Source organism: Enterococcus sp. AZ091 (assembly GCF_051714805.1).
Taxonomy (GTDB): Bacteria; Bacillota; Bacilli; order Lactobacillales; family Enterococcaceae; genus Enterococcus_D; species Enterococcus_D gallinarum.
On record NZ_JBIOSO010000001.1, the window covers coordinates 1 to 15,763 of the forward strand.

At 41.1% G+C, this 15,763-nt stretch carries 12 protein-coding genes, 2 tRNA genes and 3 rRNA genes; 5 read left to right on the plus strand and 12 right to left on the minus strand.

Going from position 1 to position 15,763, the window contains the following annotated elements:
* Window positions 1-123 precede the first annotated feature (123 nt).
* A tRNA-Thr gene (locus tag IGJ28_RS00005) sits at window positions 124-196 on the plus strand.
* A gap of 168 nt (window positions 197-364) precedes the next feature.
* Here IGJ28_RS00005 and IGJ28_RS00010 read toward each other — a convergent pair.
* The 4 genes from IGJ28_RS00010 to IGJ28_RS00025 all read right to left on the minus strand — a co-directional run bounded on the left by IGJ28_RS00010 (window position 365) and on the right by IGJ28_RS00025 (window position 3,738).
* Complete coding sequence (locus IGJ28_RS00010; protein WP_103300548.1) at window positions 365-802, minus strand: helix-turn-helix domain-containing protein; 438 nt, start codon at window positions 800-802, stop codon at window positions 365-367.
* A 3-nt stretch (window positions 803-805) separates the two neighbouring features.
* On the minus strand, window positions 806-2,377 hold the full coding sequence (locus IGJ28_RS00015) for an ATP-binding cassette domain-containing protein (RefSeq protein WP_252712629.1): 1,572 nt from the start codon (window positions 2,375-2,377) through the stop codon (window positions 806-808).
* A gap of 347 nt (window positions 2,378-2,724) precedes the next feature.
* On the minus strand, window positions 2,725-3,240 hold the full coding sequence (locus tag IGJ28_RS00020; protein ID WP_254005534.1) for an ATP-binding cassette domain-containing protein: 516 nt from the start codon (window positions 3,238-3,240) through the stop codon (window positions 2,725-2,727).
* A gap of 63 nt (window positions 3,241-3,303) precedes the next feature.
* Window positions 3,304-3,738 carry a universal stress protein gene (locus IGJ28_RS00025; RefSeq protein WP_003127309.1) on the minus strand — a complete coding sequence of 145 codons (435 nt, stop codon included), beginning with the start codon at window positions 3,736-3,738 and terminating at the stop codon, window positions 3,304-3,306.
* A gap of 527 nt (window positions 3,739-4,265) precedes the next feature.
* Here IGJ28_RS00025 and IGJ28_RS00030 point away from each other — a divergent pair.
* Window positions 4,266-4,610, plus strand: coding sequence for an iron-sulfur cluster biosynthesis family protein (locus IGJ28_RS00030; protein WP_103300545.1), 345 nt, complete (start codon window positions 4,266-4,268; stop codon window positions 4,608-4,610).
* Window positions 4,611-4,710: 100 nt separating this feature from the next.
* Here the strand turns inward: IGJ28_RS00030 and IGJ28_RS00035 are convergent, their stop codons facing one another.
* The 7 genes from IGJ28_RS00035 to IGJ28_RS00065 all read right to left on the minus strand — a co-directional run bounded on the left by IGJ28_RS00035 (window position 4,711) and on the right by IGJ28_RS00065 (window position 11,923).
* Window positions 4,711-5,361 carry an HAD-IA family hydrolase gene (locus IGJ28_RS00035; protein WP_103300544.1) on the minus strand — a complete coding sequence of 217 codons (651 nt, stop codon included), beginning with the start codon at window positions 5,359-5,361 and terminating at the stop codon, window positions 4,711-4,713.
* Window positions 5,362-5,562: 201 nt separating this feature from the next.
* Window positions 5,563-5,636 (minus strand) — tRNA-Asn (locus IGJ28_RS00040).
* Window positions 5,637-5,644: 8 nt separating this feature from the next.
* Window positions 5,645-5,760, minus strand: a 5S ribosomal RNA gene (gene rrf / locus IGJ28_RS00045).
* 82 nt (window positions 5,761-5,842) lie between these two features.
* Window positions 5,843-8,757: ribosomal RNA gene (locus IGJ28_RS00050) — 23S ribosomal RNA — on the minus strand.
* A gap of 222 nt (window positions 8,758-8,979) precedes the next feature.
* Window positions 8,980-10,539, minus strand: a 16S ribosomal RNA gene (locus tag IGJ28_RS00055).
* Together the 16S, 23S and 5S rRNA genes with 1 tRNA gene alongside form the textbook arrangement of a ribosomal RNA operon.
* A gap of 573 nt (window positions 10,540-11,112) precedes the next feature.
* Window positions 11,113-11,475: a hypothetical protein gene (locus tag IGJ28_RS00060; RefSeq protein ID WP_021149210.1), complete on the minus strand. Its 363-nt coding sequence runs from the start codon at window positions 11,473-11,475 to the stop codon at window positions 11,113-11,115.
* 67 nt (window positions 11,476-11,542) lie between these two features.
* On the minus strand, window positions 11,543-11,923 hold the full coding sequence (locus IGJ28_RS00065; protein WP_003128793.1) for a CvfD/Ygs/GSP13 family RNA-binding post-transcriptional regulator: 381 nt from the start codon (window positions 11,921-11,923) through the stop codon (window positions 11,543-11,545).
* A gap of 87 nt (window positions 11,924-12,010) precedes the next feature.
* Here IGJ28_RS00065 and IGJ28_RS00070 point away from each other — a divergent pair, with 87 nt between their 5' ends.
* Window positions 12,011-13,189, plus strand: a complete 1,179-nt coding sequence (locus tag IGJ28_RS00070; protein WP_252712624.1) for a MalY/PatB family protein — start codon at window positions 12,011-12,013, stop codon at window positions 13,187-13,189.
* Between the two features lie 24 nt (window positions 13,190-13,213).
* On the opposite strand, the gene IGJ28_RS00075 is transcribed toward IGJ28_RS00070, so the two are convergent.
* Window positions 13,214-13,798, minus strand: a complete 585-nt coding sequence (locus IGJ28_RS00075) for a peptidylprolyl isomerase (RefSeq protein WP_003128790.1) — start codon at window positions 13,796-13,798, stop codon at window positions 13,214-13,216.
* 145 nt (window positions 13,799-13,943) lie between these two features.
* Here IGJ28_RS00075 and IGJ28_RS00080 point away from each other — a divergent pair, with 145 nt between their 5' ends.
* Both IGJ28_RS00080 and yqeK read left to right on the plus strand, forming a co-directional pair.
* Entirely contained in the window at window positions 13,944-14,921 is a 978-nt protein-coding gene (locus IGJ28_RS00080) for an NAD(P)/FAD-dependent oxidoreductase (RefSeq protein WP_003128789.1), read from the plus strand.
* Window positions 14,922-14,924: 3 nt separating this feature from the next.
* Window positions 14,925-15,524, plus strand: coding sequence for a bis(5'-nucleosyl)-tetraphosphatase (symmetrical) YqeK (gene yqeK, locus IGJ28_RS00085; protein ID WP_219645425.1), 600 nt, complete (start codon window positions 14,925-14,927; stop codon window positions 15,522-15,524).
* Window positions 15,525-15,763 lie beyond the last annotated feature (239 nt).

A 15,763-nucleotide genomic window follows, 5' to 3' on the forward strand; every position in this document is an offset into this window, starting at 1 on the left:
AGAAATTTTTGCTTCTTTGTCTTGTTGTTCACCTTTTTTGACAAAAAATCCCAGTACTCTTGAAAAAATGGAATTGACAAACAGCAGGCTTTCAGGTATTCTATATCTTGTGTTAAATAACAAGCCGCTTTAGCTCAGTTGGTAGAGCGCATCCATGGTAAGGATGAGGTCGACGGTTCAAGCCCGTCAAGTGGCTTTCTCAAAACAACGTTCTTGGGACGTTGTTTTTTTGTTTGCAGTTAGCACCGATTATTTTCAGTTGCTCCTTATTTCAACAACGAAAATGATAAACGGTCCCTGCATTGCATCACTATTTCACACTGTTCATTATGTTCATTTGAACAATCATAAATATCAATGATTCTCAAGAATAACTTCTTAGCCTATTATTTATCCAGTCACCAAAACTAGCTACGTATTCTATAGGGCCTTGTATTATTACTCTGGCTTGTTCTTTAGAAATTGCCTGGTAAAAGAACTGTCGGTTTTCTCCATCGTATACATTGTTATATTGATTCAACAAATCATTTTTTAAATTTTCAACTAACCTCATACTAGAGATTGGAATATTAATGACGAGTATTGAACCCGTTTTAAAATTATTCTCGTTTTCAAAAAAGTTAGTAACAGGGTTCTCAACTGACTGACCTATAAAACGATACACTTCGGATTTCAAAAATTTCCATTGTCCACCAATCTTTTGCCCTTTTAATTTACCATCAGACAAGTAGTTTCTAATAGTTCTTGTAGTTACTCCCAATGCATCCGCAACTTCAGATACACTTAGCAAATCGTGATTCATAGTTTATCTCCTTACATTAATAATTTTGTTCGCGTATTTCTTGAATGATTTATCATGGGTTGTATATAAAATAATTTTCTCTTGTGATTTGATTGTAATGAAATTCAATATTGCATTTGCAGATTCTTTATCTATATTACTAATGCTTTCATCTAAAATATATAATTCTGCATCAGATATAATTAATCTACATACTGCAATTCTTTGTTTTTCTCCTCCAGATAAATTCGCACCATTTTCTAATAATACACTATCCCAATGCTTTTCTTTAAATATCGGACTTAAAATACCAGATGTTTCAATCAAATATTTTTCATCTCTGGTTAGTTTTCTTCCCATTCCTATATTGTTTTCTAATGACGTAGACAAAATCGTTGGATCTTGTGAAATATAAGCAATTTTATTCCTTAAACTTGAATTTTCCAAGCTGTTAATTTCTAATCCATTGATCTTTATTCCTTTAGATTTTCTAAATTTCAACATCAGTCTCAATAGAGAAGTTTTTCCACTACCAGAATCTCCTTCTATATAAACTATATCCTCTTTATTCACTACTTCTTTTAAATTATAATTAAAAATTTGTTTATTTATTAAAAATGATGGGAAATTAAACTCAATATTGTTTATATTTTGTATTTCTATTTCCCCATTTTCTTCACGTAATAAGTCAAGATTATTCTTAATGAACTCATTAGAAATAGTTAAAGATTTATAATCTACATTTGCCTTAGATAAATCACTTAAAGCGGAATAATACATTGGAATAACAATACTTAGAATAATTAAATTTCCCACAGGAAATTCATTTTGAACAATTAATATACTCGCCCAAATATAAGTCATATTTTGAACCAATTGATTAATAAAGACAATAGCATTACTAGTAACTTGTGCATATTTATTATTATTTGCTAATGAATCATACATTGCAATCATCTTTGGTTTAAGCAGATGTTCTAATGCAGATACATTAGCTTGGGATTTTATATTATCCACATTTGATAATGTCACAATTAAATCTTTATTTGCACTTGCAGCATCTTTTTGCATTTTTTCCATTCTAATAGATAATTGCTTGTTAATATGCTTAAAGCCAACTAAATTTAAAGGAAGTAATATCAATAAGAGCAAAAAAATTTTCCATGATATAAATCCAACAATTCCTAGAGATAACAAAATTACAAAACATGACTTTACTATAGTCGATACACTATTAATCAAAAATAAATATAAAGAATCCACTGAAGTAAATATACGATTAATTAAATACGTGGGTTCTTTTTCAATAAAACCATCATAAGAAATTTTAGTCAGCTTACTTATCAGTTTGAACAAATAATTCGAATTAAACTTTGCTGCAAAATTTTCTCTATACACGAGCATGAAAGTCTGCAATAAGAAAGAAAACAACATAACTATAAATATAAAGAGCATTATCTCATAGGTTAGTTTGATCTTATTTTCATTAAAATATTGTATGAATAGAGGAGTAATCATTGATGTTAAAGAGCCAATAACAACTAATAGACTGGTTATTAATACAAATTGCTTATTTTCTTTTAGAACATTTTTCATATTTTTTCCTCTTTTTCGTTTTATTTTTCATAATTGTACTCTTTATCATTTATAAATGTCAATTATTTTCCTTAAATTAGGAAAAAATACGAAAAAACAAAACGACACTTCAATTAGAAAATATACGAACACCTGCCTTGAATAAAGCAACTACAAACTATTTAAATAGTACGTGTGGGAAATTAGTTGGAAGTGGGAAATTAAATAGTTACGGAAAACAGGAAAATGGAGAGTTATTGCAGAAAAAATAAACTAGCATAAACATTCCCAGCTTATTTCGTATTCAGACCTTGCTGCTCTCCAGTTAGTCGTAGTTAGTCTATTTACTCCGTATACGGTGAAATCACTTATCTGATTTTATAACCATTACTAAGTACGATTACTTCATCAACAATTTCCAGGTTTTTCGGACGATGGGTAATCATAAGGACGATCCTATTCTTAAATATTTTCATTACTTCTTTGAGCAACTTTTCTTCGGTTGATTCATCCAATGCCGAAGTGGCCTCATCTATCACTATTATCTCTGCAGTAGAAAAGAACATTCTCGCAAACGCAATACGCTGCTTCTCTCCACCAGAAATATTAGAACCTTTTTCACCAATTCGTGTATCTAATCCTTCTTCAAGTGAATGATAAAAATGTCCTAATTGACATTTCTCTAGTGCCTCTATTACTTGAATATCTGGTATATTTTTGTCAAAAACAATAGTTTCTTTTAATGTTCCCTGAAAAATAGGAGCATCTTGTGAGAGATAGAAAATATGATCGTAATATTCATTTAAATTATACGAAGATAAATTCTTATGATTCACAAAAATATCTCCACTAGTGGGTTTGAATAATCCCAATATAACTTTCATCAAATAAAAAAGGGAAATCAGCAGTTACCTGATTTCCCTTTTTTGATCAAACAAATCAATAGTTTATTTCACAACAAATACCGAACATTTTGCATGGTTGACGACATAGTCAGTTGTCGATCCCACCACAGCTCTTGTGAGAGTTCCTTTACCCGTCGCACCAATCACGATTAGATCAATTGGATAAGTTTCTGTTGCTGCATGGATGATAAATCGCTTAGGGTCTCCTACCTCTACGATCACCGCAACGTCTTCGACACCATGGTTATTTGCATCATAGATTTTCTTTAGCATCTCGGTTTCAACCCTCGTCTTTTCCTGTTCAAATAGCTTTGAAAAAGAATAAGCACTCGTTGAAAGCTCTGCATTGTTAATGATTGAAAGGACATACAGTTTGGCTTTGTTTCGTTTGCAAATATCGACAGCTTCCCAAAAGGCCTTTTCTGATTGCTCAGAACCATCTAACGCAACGAGAACATTTTGACATGTACGCAACATTTTTATCCCCTCCTCTTTAGTTTACCACATTCAAGTGACAGCTGAAAGATTCACGAATGAACTGCTTTGTTATTTTTATTTTTTCTGTTCCAATTGCATGCAATATATGTTTTTTTACTTCATTTCCCATGAATAAACCTTAAACATCTACAAAGATTTCTAGAATTTCATTCAAACAGGCTCTTTCATGCTAGAATCATAGTGAACAACTGATTTGAGGTGAAGACAATGCGTCAATTCTTTCAAGCCCTGTTAACTTTTATTCTGTATATTGGTCTTTTTTTCGTGATTCTCGGATTGATAGCCTACTTCTTACTACGATAGGAACGAAATAACACCTGAGTCTTTGCATCTTAGCATTTCCATGTTAAAATAACAAAAGAAGCATTGTGCCCTTTTAGTCGTCTTCCACAAGCTAACTATCTGGTCCAATGCTTTTCGTTATCTGTTTATAAGTTTTTTATGTTCAAGTCAATCAGCCAACAAAGAAAAATAGCAATTGCTTTTATAGAAAGAAGGTACTAGAAATGGAGCTAACGATTACCACAGAAGCAGCACAACGTCTTCCACAAGGTACAACTCAATTTATCTTGACAGCCAATGATGGTTCCAACCAGTTTTCCTCTGCTGAAGGCTGCTGTATGATTGGCGAGCGTTTCTTGATCGCACCTATTGAAGAAATCATTGTTCCTTTTACATTAGAGATCACTAGCAATTTGTTTACTTTCTATACTTCTGAGTACGACACAATGTTTTTAACTGGTCACCTCGAGTTAATGGTGCATCCGACTTCCGGCACCCTCGTTTTGAAAAATGAGAGTGGCTATCTGGATAATAACGTCTTAGTCCTAAAAACTACTACCATCAAATAACATTCATGAGCTTAAAAAAGAGTCGAAGTAAGTCCCGCTACTAATCAAACATCGCGGGGATAATCACCTTTCTTCCTCTGTTCTAAGCTCTTTTTTGCATTTATTTTCCAGCATGATCCATTCTGATCAATTCCAGCAAATCTAGGGGTTTTTCTGCCAAAGCGACTGCTCCTGCAGAAAGTAGTTCTTCCTCGCTACCAAATCCATAAAGAACACCGATCGCGGATAACCCATTGGCTTTTGCTCCTAGAATGTCATGGCTTCGATCACCAATCATTAAGGCACTTGTATTGCCATCCGCCTTCTCTAGTGCATATGCAAGGACTGCCGCTTTTTCTCCCCGCTTATTTTCAAGATCAGCTCCGTAAATTCCTTTGAAGTAATCTGTAAAATCTAAGTAACTTAAAATTTCTTTTGCGAATATCTCTGGTTTTGATGTAGCAATGAAGACATCATGTGTTTCCGAAAGTTCAGCCAAAGTGGTTTCGATTTTTTCGTAAGGCGTAATCTGAAACATCCCTTTTTCTCGATAATTCTCCCGATAATAATTCACAGCACGCTGCGCAGTCTCTTCTGTAAAGCCCAGCTCACGAAAAGAATTAATCAGTGGTGGACCAATAAAAGCTCTCAATCCATCGGTTGAGAGAGGTTCATGTCCCAATTTTTCCAGTGCATAGCGAATCGAAGAATAGATTCCTTCGCTAGAATCAATGATCGTACCATCTAAATCAAAAAATAATTGTTGTTTCATGTCATCTCCCCTTTTCCTTATTATAGGAAAAAAAGGACTCTCCCGCAAACGCTTCTTTTTTGAAACATTCGACAAATCGACTGATCTTTGGATTCCTCAAAATAGTTTTAACTTTTATCTGCAAAAAAAGAGCGATCTTTCCGCTAGTAGAAAGACCGCTCCAAAATGGCAAAAAAAAGATAGCTTCACAGCTATCGATAACTCCGGCAGTAGGACTCGAACCTACGACATCATGATTAACAGTCATGCGCTACTACCAACTGAGCTATGCCGGAATGAAACAGCGTGGCGACGTCCTACTCTCACAAAGGGAAACCCTTCACTACAATCGGCGCTAAGAAGCTTAACTTCTGTGTTCGGCATGGTTACAGGTGTATCCTTCTCGCTATCGCCACCACACTATTCAATTGAGTAAGTGTTGCTCACTCAAAACTGGATCGAAGAATCAAAACTCTTCCGAGTTTCCTTGCTTTTTTCAATCGTGGTTAAGTCCTCGATCGATTAGTATCAGTCCGCTCCAACCATCACTGGCCTTCCACTTCTGACCTATCTACCTGATCATCTCTCAGGGATCTTACTTTCTTAAAGAAATGGGAAATCTCATCTTGAGGTGGGCTTCACACTTAGATGCTTTCAGCGTTTATCCCTTCCCTACATAGCTACCCAGCGATGCCTCTGGCGAGACAACTGGTACACCAGCGGTAAGTCCATCCCGGTCCTCTCGTACTAAGGACAGCTCCTCTCAAATTTCCAACGCCCGCGACGGATAGGGACCGAACTGTCTCACGACGTTCTGAACCCAGCTCGCGTGCCGCTTTAATGGGCGAACAGCCCAACCCTTGGGACCGACTACAGCCCCAGGATGCGACGAGCCGACATCGAGGTGCCAAACCTCCCCGTCGATGTGGACTCTTGGGGGAGATAAGCCTGTTATCCCCAGGGTAGCTTTTATCCGTTGAGCGATGGCCCTTCCATGCGGAACCACCGGATCACTAAGCCCGACTTTCGTCCCTGCTCGAGTTGTAGCTCTCGCAGTCAAGCTCCCTTCTGCCTTTACACTCTTCGAATGATTTCCAACCATTCTGAGGGAACCTTTGGGCGCCTCCGTTACCTTTTAGGAGGCGACCGCCCCAGTCAAACTGCCCATCTGACACTGTCTCCCAGCCCGTTAAGGGCTGCGGGTTAGAGTGGCCATAACGCAAGGGTAGTATCCCACCATTGCCTCCATCGAAACTGGCGTCCCGATCTCTACGGCTCCTACCTATCCTGTACATGCGGTACAGACACTCAATATCAAACTACAGTAAAGCTCCATGGGGTCTTTCCGTCCTGTCGCGGGTAACCTGCATCTTCACAGGTACTAAAATTTCACCGAGTCTCTCGTTGAGACAGTGCCCAAATCGTTACGCCTTTCGTGCGGGTCGGAACTTACCCGACAAGGAATTTCGCTACCTTAGGACCGTTATAGTTACGGCCGCCGTTTACTGGGGCTTCAATTCGTACCTTCGCTTACGCTAAGCACTCCTCTTAACCTTCCAGCACCGGGCAGGCGTCAGCCCCTATACGTCATCTTTCGATTTTGCAGAGACCTGTGTTTTTGATAAACAGTCGCTTGGGCCTATTCACTGCGGCTGCTCGTTAGAGCAGCACCCCTTCTCCCGAAGTTACGGGGTCATTTTGCCGAGTTCCTTAACGAGAGTTCTCTCGCTCACCTTAGGATGCTCTCCTCGACTACCTGTGTCGGTTTGCGGTACGGGCCATTGTTTTCTCACTAGAAGCTTTTCTTGGCAGTGTGACATCAGAAGCTTCGGTACTATTATTTCCCTCCTCATCACAGCTTGTCCTTGAAAGTAGAAGCATTTGACTCCCACTAAGACTCACTGCTTGAACAGACATATCCATCAGTCTGCACTTCTTAGCCTCCTGCGTCCCTCCATTGCTCAAACAAAAACAACGGGTACAGGAATATCAACCTGTTGTCCATCGCCTACGCCTGTCGGCCTCGGCTTAGGTCCCGACTAACCCTGGGCGGACGAGCCTTCCCCAGGAAACCTTAGTCATACGGTGGACAGGATTCTCACCTGTCTTTCGCTACTCATACCGGCATTCTCACTTCTAAGCGCTCCAGTAGTCCTCACGATCTACCTTCAACGCCCTTAGAACGCTCTCCTACCAATGCACCTTATGGTGCACTCCACAGCTTCGGTAAACTATTTAGCCCCGGTACATTTTCGGCGCAGGGTCACTCGACTAGTGAGCTATTACGCACTCTTTAAATGGTGGCTGCTTCTAAGCCAACATCCTAGTTGTCTGTGCAACCCCACATCCTTTTCCACTTAATAGTTATTTGGGGACCTTAGCTGGTGGTCTGGGCTGTTTCCCTTTCGACTATGGATCTTATCACTCACAGTCTGACTCCCGGATATGAATGAATGGCATTCGGAGTTTATCTGAATTCGGTAACCCGAGATGGGCCCCTAGTCCAAACAGTGCTCTACCTCCATCATTCTCAATTCCGAGGCTAGCCCTAAAGCTATTTCGGAGAGAACCAGCTATCTCCAAGTTCGTTTGGAATTTCTCCGCTACCCACACCTCATCCCCGCACTTTTCAACGTACGTGGGTTCGGTCCTCCAGTGCGTTTTACCGCACCTTCAACCTGGACATGGGTAGATCACATGGTTTCGGGTCTACGACAACATACTCATTCGCCCTATTCAGACTCGCTTTCGCTGCGGCTCCGTCTCTTCAACTTAACCTCGCATGCTATCGTAACTCGCCGGTTCATTCTACAAAAGGCACGCTATCACCCATTAACGGGCTCTAACTTGTTGTAGGCACACGGTTTCAGGATCTATTTCACTCCCCTTCCGGGGTGCTTTTCACCTTTCCCTCACGGTACTGGTTCACTATCGGTCACTAGGGAGTATTTAGCCTTGGGAGATGGTCCTCCCGGATTCCGACGGAATTCCTCGTGTTCCGCCGTACTCAGGATCCTCCTAGGTGTGAGCCAGATTTCATCTACGGGGTTTTTACCCTCTTTGACATACTTTTCCAAGTATTTCGACTATCTGTTTCAACTACCATATCGGAGTCCTACAACCCCAACAAGCAAGCTTGTTGGTTTGGGCTTTTCCCGTTTCGCTCGCCGCTACTCAGGGAATCGAATTTTCTTTCTCTTCCTGCAGGTACTTAGATGTTTCAGTTCTCTGCGTCTACCTCACAGCTGCTATGTATTCACAACTGTGTAACATCCTATAAAAGATGCTGGGTTCCCCCATTCGGAAATCTCTGGATCATAGCTTACTTACAGCTCCCCAAAGCATATCGGTGTTAGTCCCGTCCTTCATCGGCTCCTAGTGCCAAGGCATCCACCGTGCGCCCTTATTCACTTAACCTTTGACCTTACGGTCGGTGAGTACTTCTTCTAGCGATAGAAGGTTGCTCAAGAAAATAAGCGTTGAACTTATTAAAAAACTCTTTAACTTGTCAACTCGGTGTGTGTTACTTGTTTTGATTTTCTTCGATATCCAGTTTTCAATGAACAAACTATTTTGAGAGTAAACCTCTCAAAACTGAACAAAGGCAAACGATGTGTAGTCTTCCGTATTATTCCTTAGAAAGGAGGTGATCCAGCCGCACCTTCCGATACGGCTACCTTGTTACGACTTCACCCCAATCATCTATCCCACCTTAGGCGGCTGGCTCCAAAAAGGTTACCTCACCGACTTCGGGTGTTACAAACTCTCGTGGTGTGACGGGCGGTGTGTACAAGGCCCGGGAACGTATTCACCGCGGCGTGCTGATCCGCGATTACTAGCGATTCCGGCTTCATGTAGGCGAGTTGCAGCCTACAATCCGAACTGAGAGAAGCTTTAAGAGATTAGCTTAGCCTCGCGACTTCGCAACTCGTTGTACTTCCCATTGTAGCACGTGTGTAGCCCAGGTCATAAGGGGCATGATGATTTGACGTCATCCCCACCTTCCTCCGGTTTGTCACCGGCAGTCTCGCTAGAGTGCCCAACTAAATGATGGCAACTAACAATAAGGGTTGCGCTCGTTGCGGGACTTAACCCAACATCTCACGACACGAGCTGACGACAACCATGCACCACCTGTCACTTTGCCCCCGAAGGGGAAGCTCTATCTCTAGAGTGGTCAAAGGATGTCAAGACCTGGTAAGGTTCTTCGCGTTGCTTCGAATTAAACCACATGCTCCACCGCTTGTGCGGGCCCCCGTCAATTCCTTTGAGTTTCAACCTTGCGGTCGTACTCCCCAGGCGGAGTGCTTAATGCGTTTGCTGCAGCACTGAAGGGCGGAAACCCTCCAACACTTAGCACTCATCGTTTACGGCGTGGACTACCAGGGTATCTAATCCTGTTCGCTCCCCACGCTTTCGAGCCTCAGCGTCAGTTACAGACCAGAGAGCCGCCTTCGCCACTGGTGTTCCTCCATATATCTACGCATTTCACCGCTACACATGGAATTCCACTCTCCTCTTCTGCACTCAAGTCTCCCAGTTTCCAATGACCCTCCCCGGTTGAGCCGGGGGCTTTCACATCAGACTTAAGAAACCGCCTGCGCTCGCTTTACGCCCAATAAATCCGGACAACGCTTGCCACCTACGTATTACCGCGGCTGCTGGCACGTAGTTAGCCGTGGCTTTCTGGTTAGATACCGTCAAGGGATGAACGTTCTACTCTCATCCTTGTTCTTCTCTAACAACAGAGTTTTACGATCCGAAAACCTTCTTCACTCACGCGGCGTTGCTCGGTCAGACTTTCGTCCATTGCCGAAGATTCCCTACTGCTGCCTCCCGTAGGAGTCTGGGCCGTGTCTCAGTCCCAGTGTGGCCGATCACCCTCTCAGGTCGGCTATGCATCGTGGCCTTGGTGAGCCGTTACCTCACCAACTAGCTAATGCACCGCGGGTCCATCCATCAGTGACGCAAAAGCGCCTTTCAACTTTCTTCCATGCGGAAAATAGTGTTATACGGTATTAGCACCTGTTTCCAAGTGTTATCCCCTTCTGATGGGCAGGTTACCCACGTGTTACTCACCCGTTCGCCACTCTTTTTCTTTCGGTGGAGCAAGCTCCGGTAAAAGAAAAAGCGTTCGACTTGCATGTATTAGGCACGCCGCCAGCGTTCGTCCTGAGCCAGGATCAAACTCTCATAATGATTTGTTTGAACGATCCATAGGATCGTTAAGCTCAAATAAAATTAACTTTGCTAGCTATTGCTTGCATGTATTTTGCTTCATAAATGAAGCGCCCTACACATTGGTTCGTTTGCTTGCTTTGTTCAGTTTTCAAAGGTCTACTGCGCTGCGTTAGCAACTTTTAAATCATATCAGATCAACAAGTGAATGTCAACTCTTTTTTAAAAGTTTTTTTCGAAAGTGTTTATTCAACAACTTCCTGTGCGTCATCAGCGACTTCATTAGAATAACAAATGAATTGTTATTTGTCAACAACTTTTTTCAATCTTTTTTGTTGCTGCATCAGCATCAAATTGATTTTTTAAATTTTCGACTTCGTTATAATATCATCTGTTTCCGTTTTGGTCAAGCCCTTTTTTCAAAAAGTTTTTTTGAAAGGTTTTGACTGTCGGCGTGTTTTGCCAACGTTGATAAATTTACCATTATTCTATCTGAGGGTCAAGCATATTTTCTGTTTTTCTCCAATAAATTTTCTAAAAAGAAAAAAAGCCGTATCAACGGCTTTTTTATGTAGTTGTCTTCTATCCATTTGATTAGAAGAATGGCATACCTTCTATTTTGTAATCTTCAATAATTTGTCTGAAAACATTCGGTTCTTCCCACGCATAACCATCAGGTAGTTGTTTGTCTTGTCCTGATTCTTGGGTTTCAAAAACAAAAAGTGGAATATTCTCAGCATCAATCGAACCATTGGTTAATTCAACAAGATCGATCGCTGTCACGTCTAAATGAATACTGTCTTTAAACAATTGTAAAATATTTGCTAGACCGGTCTTATCTTCAGAGAAGTCTGTAGATGCCAGTTCTGCGGTACCTTCGTGCGTCTGCATCAAAAACTTTTTCGAGCCATTTGCCAAGTGCATCATAACTGTTCCTGCCACTTTTTTGGATCCCAAAATACCCACCTCGGTTATTCAACTGATTGTAAATCAATTTTAGCACATTTTCAGAAAATATGCACGATTATCTCTTTCCGTTTTCTTTTTCCAGCATCTCTTTGGCTTCCGCTGTCCATTTCGGTAATGCTTCAGCAATCGTGCGAAAACCGATTCGTTTGTTTTTATTCGTAAAATACCTTTTGCGCTTATAAGGAAGCTGAACAAATTTTTGTTCTAATGTTCTGCGGGACAGACTGATTTTTTGGCTATATTCATCGATATCGATAATCTGTACGCGCACCTCCTGGCCCACTTGCAAAACATCATGAATATTCTTCGTGTATCCAGACTGGATCTCAGAAACATGGATCAAGCCTTGTGTTTCTTTATCGAGCGACACAAAGGCGCCGTATGGTTGTATACCTGTGACCGTTCCGTCAATAATAGTTCCGATTTGATAGTCCATATGATTTCCTCTCTTTTCATCTTTTATTATACTTGAACTAGTGTTAGATTTGAAGTAGTAGAAAAAAACGATCTAGGAGGGGTACATATGACGAATTTTGACAATGTCCATTCACGGTTAAATACCAATAGTGTAAAGTGGGACAGTATTGCTACGACCTATAAGGAAGAAGGTTTACTGCCGTTATGGGTAGCCGACATGGATTTTTTGGCACCTAAGCCGGTCAAGAATGCCCTGCAGCAAGTGATTGATCAAGGAATTTACGGCTATACTGTTTTCCCTGAAAGTTTGTACGAAGCAATCATTTCTTGGCAAGAACGAAAACACAACTACTCGCTACAAAAAGAGGAGATTTTGTTCAACAGTGGTGTTGTCCCTAGTCTCGCATTAGCTGTGCAGAGCTATACCAATGAAGGCGACAGTGTAATGATTCATGATCCAGTGTACCCACCATTTGCTGACGTTGTTGAAAAAAATCAGCGTCAACTTGTGCGCAACCCGTTGATCGAAAAAAACGGGCATTTCGAAATCGATTCCGTTGCAATGGAATCTGCTATTGTAGATAACCATGTCAAACTGATGATTTTGTGTAATCCACACAATCCTGGTGGTCGTGTGTGGACAAAAGAGGAGCTGCAAACAATTGGGTCGATCTGTCAAAAACATCATGTTCTCGTGATCAGCGATGAAATTCATCAAGACATCGTTTTTGCTCCGAATACATTTGTTTCATTTCAGACAGTTGATCCTGCTTTTGCTGATTTCTCCATTGTTTTAACTTCAGCAACCAAAACATTCAACTTGGCTGGCATCAAAAATTCAATGATCTTTATCAAAAATCCGGATTTGAAAAAACAATTCATAACTGTTCAAGAAAAAAATGTTCAAAGTGAAATCAATACATTCGGTATTGTAGCAACAGAAGCAGCCTATCGAGAGTCAGAAGCATGGCTGGATGAATTGCTTAGCTATCTTTCAGCCAATATCGAATGGACCTGTGAGTTTTTGGTAGAAAAATTACCTGAAATCAAGTTTCAAAAGCCAGAAGGCACCTATCTTATGTGGCTAGACTTCTCTGCCTACGGTCTTTCTGACCGAGAGTTACAACGCAAATTGATCAAAGAAGCAAAAGTGGTCTTGAATCCAGGTATCAACTTTGGCCCATCCGGAACGCAACATATGCGGATCAACTTGGCTTGTCCTCGAGAAACGCTGCAAAAAGGTCTCCTGCAAATTGCTGCTGCATTCACAGAACTGAAACAATAAAAAAGAACCCCGCGGGGTTCTTTTTTATGCACTGATTTCAATTGTTTCGATCACAACATCATGAACAGGACGGTCTTGCGGTCCTCGTTGAACATTTGCGATTTCGTCCACTACATCCATGCCATCTACAACATGACCAAAAACAGTGTGACGGAAGTCTAACCATGGCGTTCCACCTTGTTGATATGCTTCGATCACTTCGGAAGGATAACCTGCTCCCTCTAATTGACCAAGCATATTCGCTGGTACGTTTTGATTGTTGACAATAAAGAATTGGCTGCCGTTTGTATTTGGGCCAGCATTAGCCATTGATAATGCTCCGCGAAGATTGAAGAGCTCTTTTGAAAACTCATCTTCAAAGCTGCCCCCGTAAATACTTTCGCCACCCATACCAGTACCGGTAGGATCGCCGCCTTGAATCATAAAATCAGGAATAACACGGTGGAAAATGATACCGTCGTAATATCCTTTTTGGGCAAGTTCGACGAAGTTTTTCACGGTTTTTGGGGCCAATTCTGGAAAGAGCACTACTGTGATATCTCCCCGATTCGTTTTGATAACTGCTTTATGACCTGTTTCTTTTAAATGTAGCTGTGGAAATTCAGACACACTTAACGCCTCCTTGTTTATACTAAATACTAAAACAATGATAGCAGAAAAATGAAAAAATGCTAGTTAAGACAATTTTTGCTATAATGAAGCTATTCGTCCAGGTGATACTGTAGAATAATCAATCAACAGAGGGAGATGCACTATGGAGATATATGATATTACCATCGTTGGTGCTGGGCCGAGCGGTATGTTCTCTGCCTTCTACGCCGGTATGCGCAACGCAAAAACCAAACTGATCGACAGTCTGCCTCAGCTAGGCGGCCAATTGGCCACGCTCTATCCTGAGAAATATATATATGATATTCCGGGTTATCCAAAGATCAAAGCCGGTGAATTGGTTCAAAATCTTGAAAAGCAACTGACTACCTTCAATCATCAATACTGTTTGGAGGAAACCGTCTTACAGATCGAAAAGCACGAAGACTACCTAGAACTGATCACAGATAAAGGCAATCACTATTCCAAAGCAGTGATTTTAGCCTTAGGCAATGGTTCCTTCCAGCCAAGAAAACTGTCTATACCCGACAGTGAACGTTTTGAAGGCAATGGACTCGACTATTTCGTAACTGACTTGATGAAGTATGCGGGCCGCAAAGTTGCTATCGCTGGGGGTGGCGATTCAGCGATTGACTGGGCGCTCATGCTTGAACCAATCGCTAGTGAAGTTTATTTGATCCATCGTCGCCCAGAATTTCGAGCGCATGAACATAGTGTCAACAAACTGCGCGCTTCTTCTGTCAACATTCTAACTCCTTATGTTATCCAGGATATCAGTGGAGAAAAACGTCTAACTGAAATTGCTTTGCAGCAAGTCAAAGGAGATGAATCTGTTTCCTTGCAAGTGGACTCTTTGATCGTTAATTACGGTTTTTCTTCGACTTTGAACATTAAAGAGTGGGGACTAAAAAGCACTCGACAAGGCGTATTCGTTACATCAGATATGCGGACATCCATTCCAGGAATCTACGCTTGCGGGGATGTGGTCTTATATGATGGCAAAGTAGATTTGATTGCTACTGGTTTCGGGGAAGCCCCCACTGCCGTCAACAATGCGCTTCATTACATTGATCCTAAAAACCGGACACAACCTGCCCACAGCACTAGTTTGTTCAAGGAGTAGACCATGCTGAGTCGGTATAAAATTGATTTACCTGATGCGTCCCTTGCAAACCAAATGCGTGTTTACTTAGAAGCCTTTGACCAAGTATCGACTGTCCAACATCATCTCGAAGTAGCCAATGCCGCTGAGCAACTTGCCAAACGTTTCGGTGGCGACTGCCAGAAAGCAACGATTGCTGGATTGTTTCATGATATCAGCGTGGTCATTCCCAATGATGAACGTCTCGCATTTCAAGAATATTACGGTTTGGAGATAGTGCCGGAAGAAAGAAAAGTACCATTATTGCTGCATCAAAAACAATCGGCTACTTTGGCAAAAGAGCTCTTTGGGATCACTGACCCTGAGATTTTGTCTGCCATTACCTGCCACACTACACTTAAGGAAAATTTTTCAAAGCTGGATCTCATTGTTTTCCTAGCAGATAAAATCGAATGGGATCGCGCAGATGCGGCACCTTTTTTAGATGAGCTAGTGGCTGCACTTGATAACTCTTTAGGAGCGGCAGCATTATGTTATCTTGACTGGCTGTTTACTGGTGATTTGCTAGTGGCCCACCCTTGGGCAGTTGCCGCAAAACAACAATTGCAAAAAAAGCTACTTTAAAAAAGCTACTTTAAAAAAGCTTTTTAAAAAAGCTACTTACCAAAAAAGCAAAAACTACTATATTAAAAAACAGCTTAAAAAAGAGCTAGTATAAAAAAGGAAAAAAGCTATAAAAAGAACCGGTCGCAGGATTTCTCTGCGACTTTTTTTCATACAGTTCAGAAACGACTACGTTGCTGTTCGTCGGTATTTTTTGATTCCACGGGCAAGATAAGATAGGATAGAAGTAAGAAAAAAGA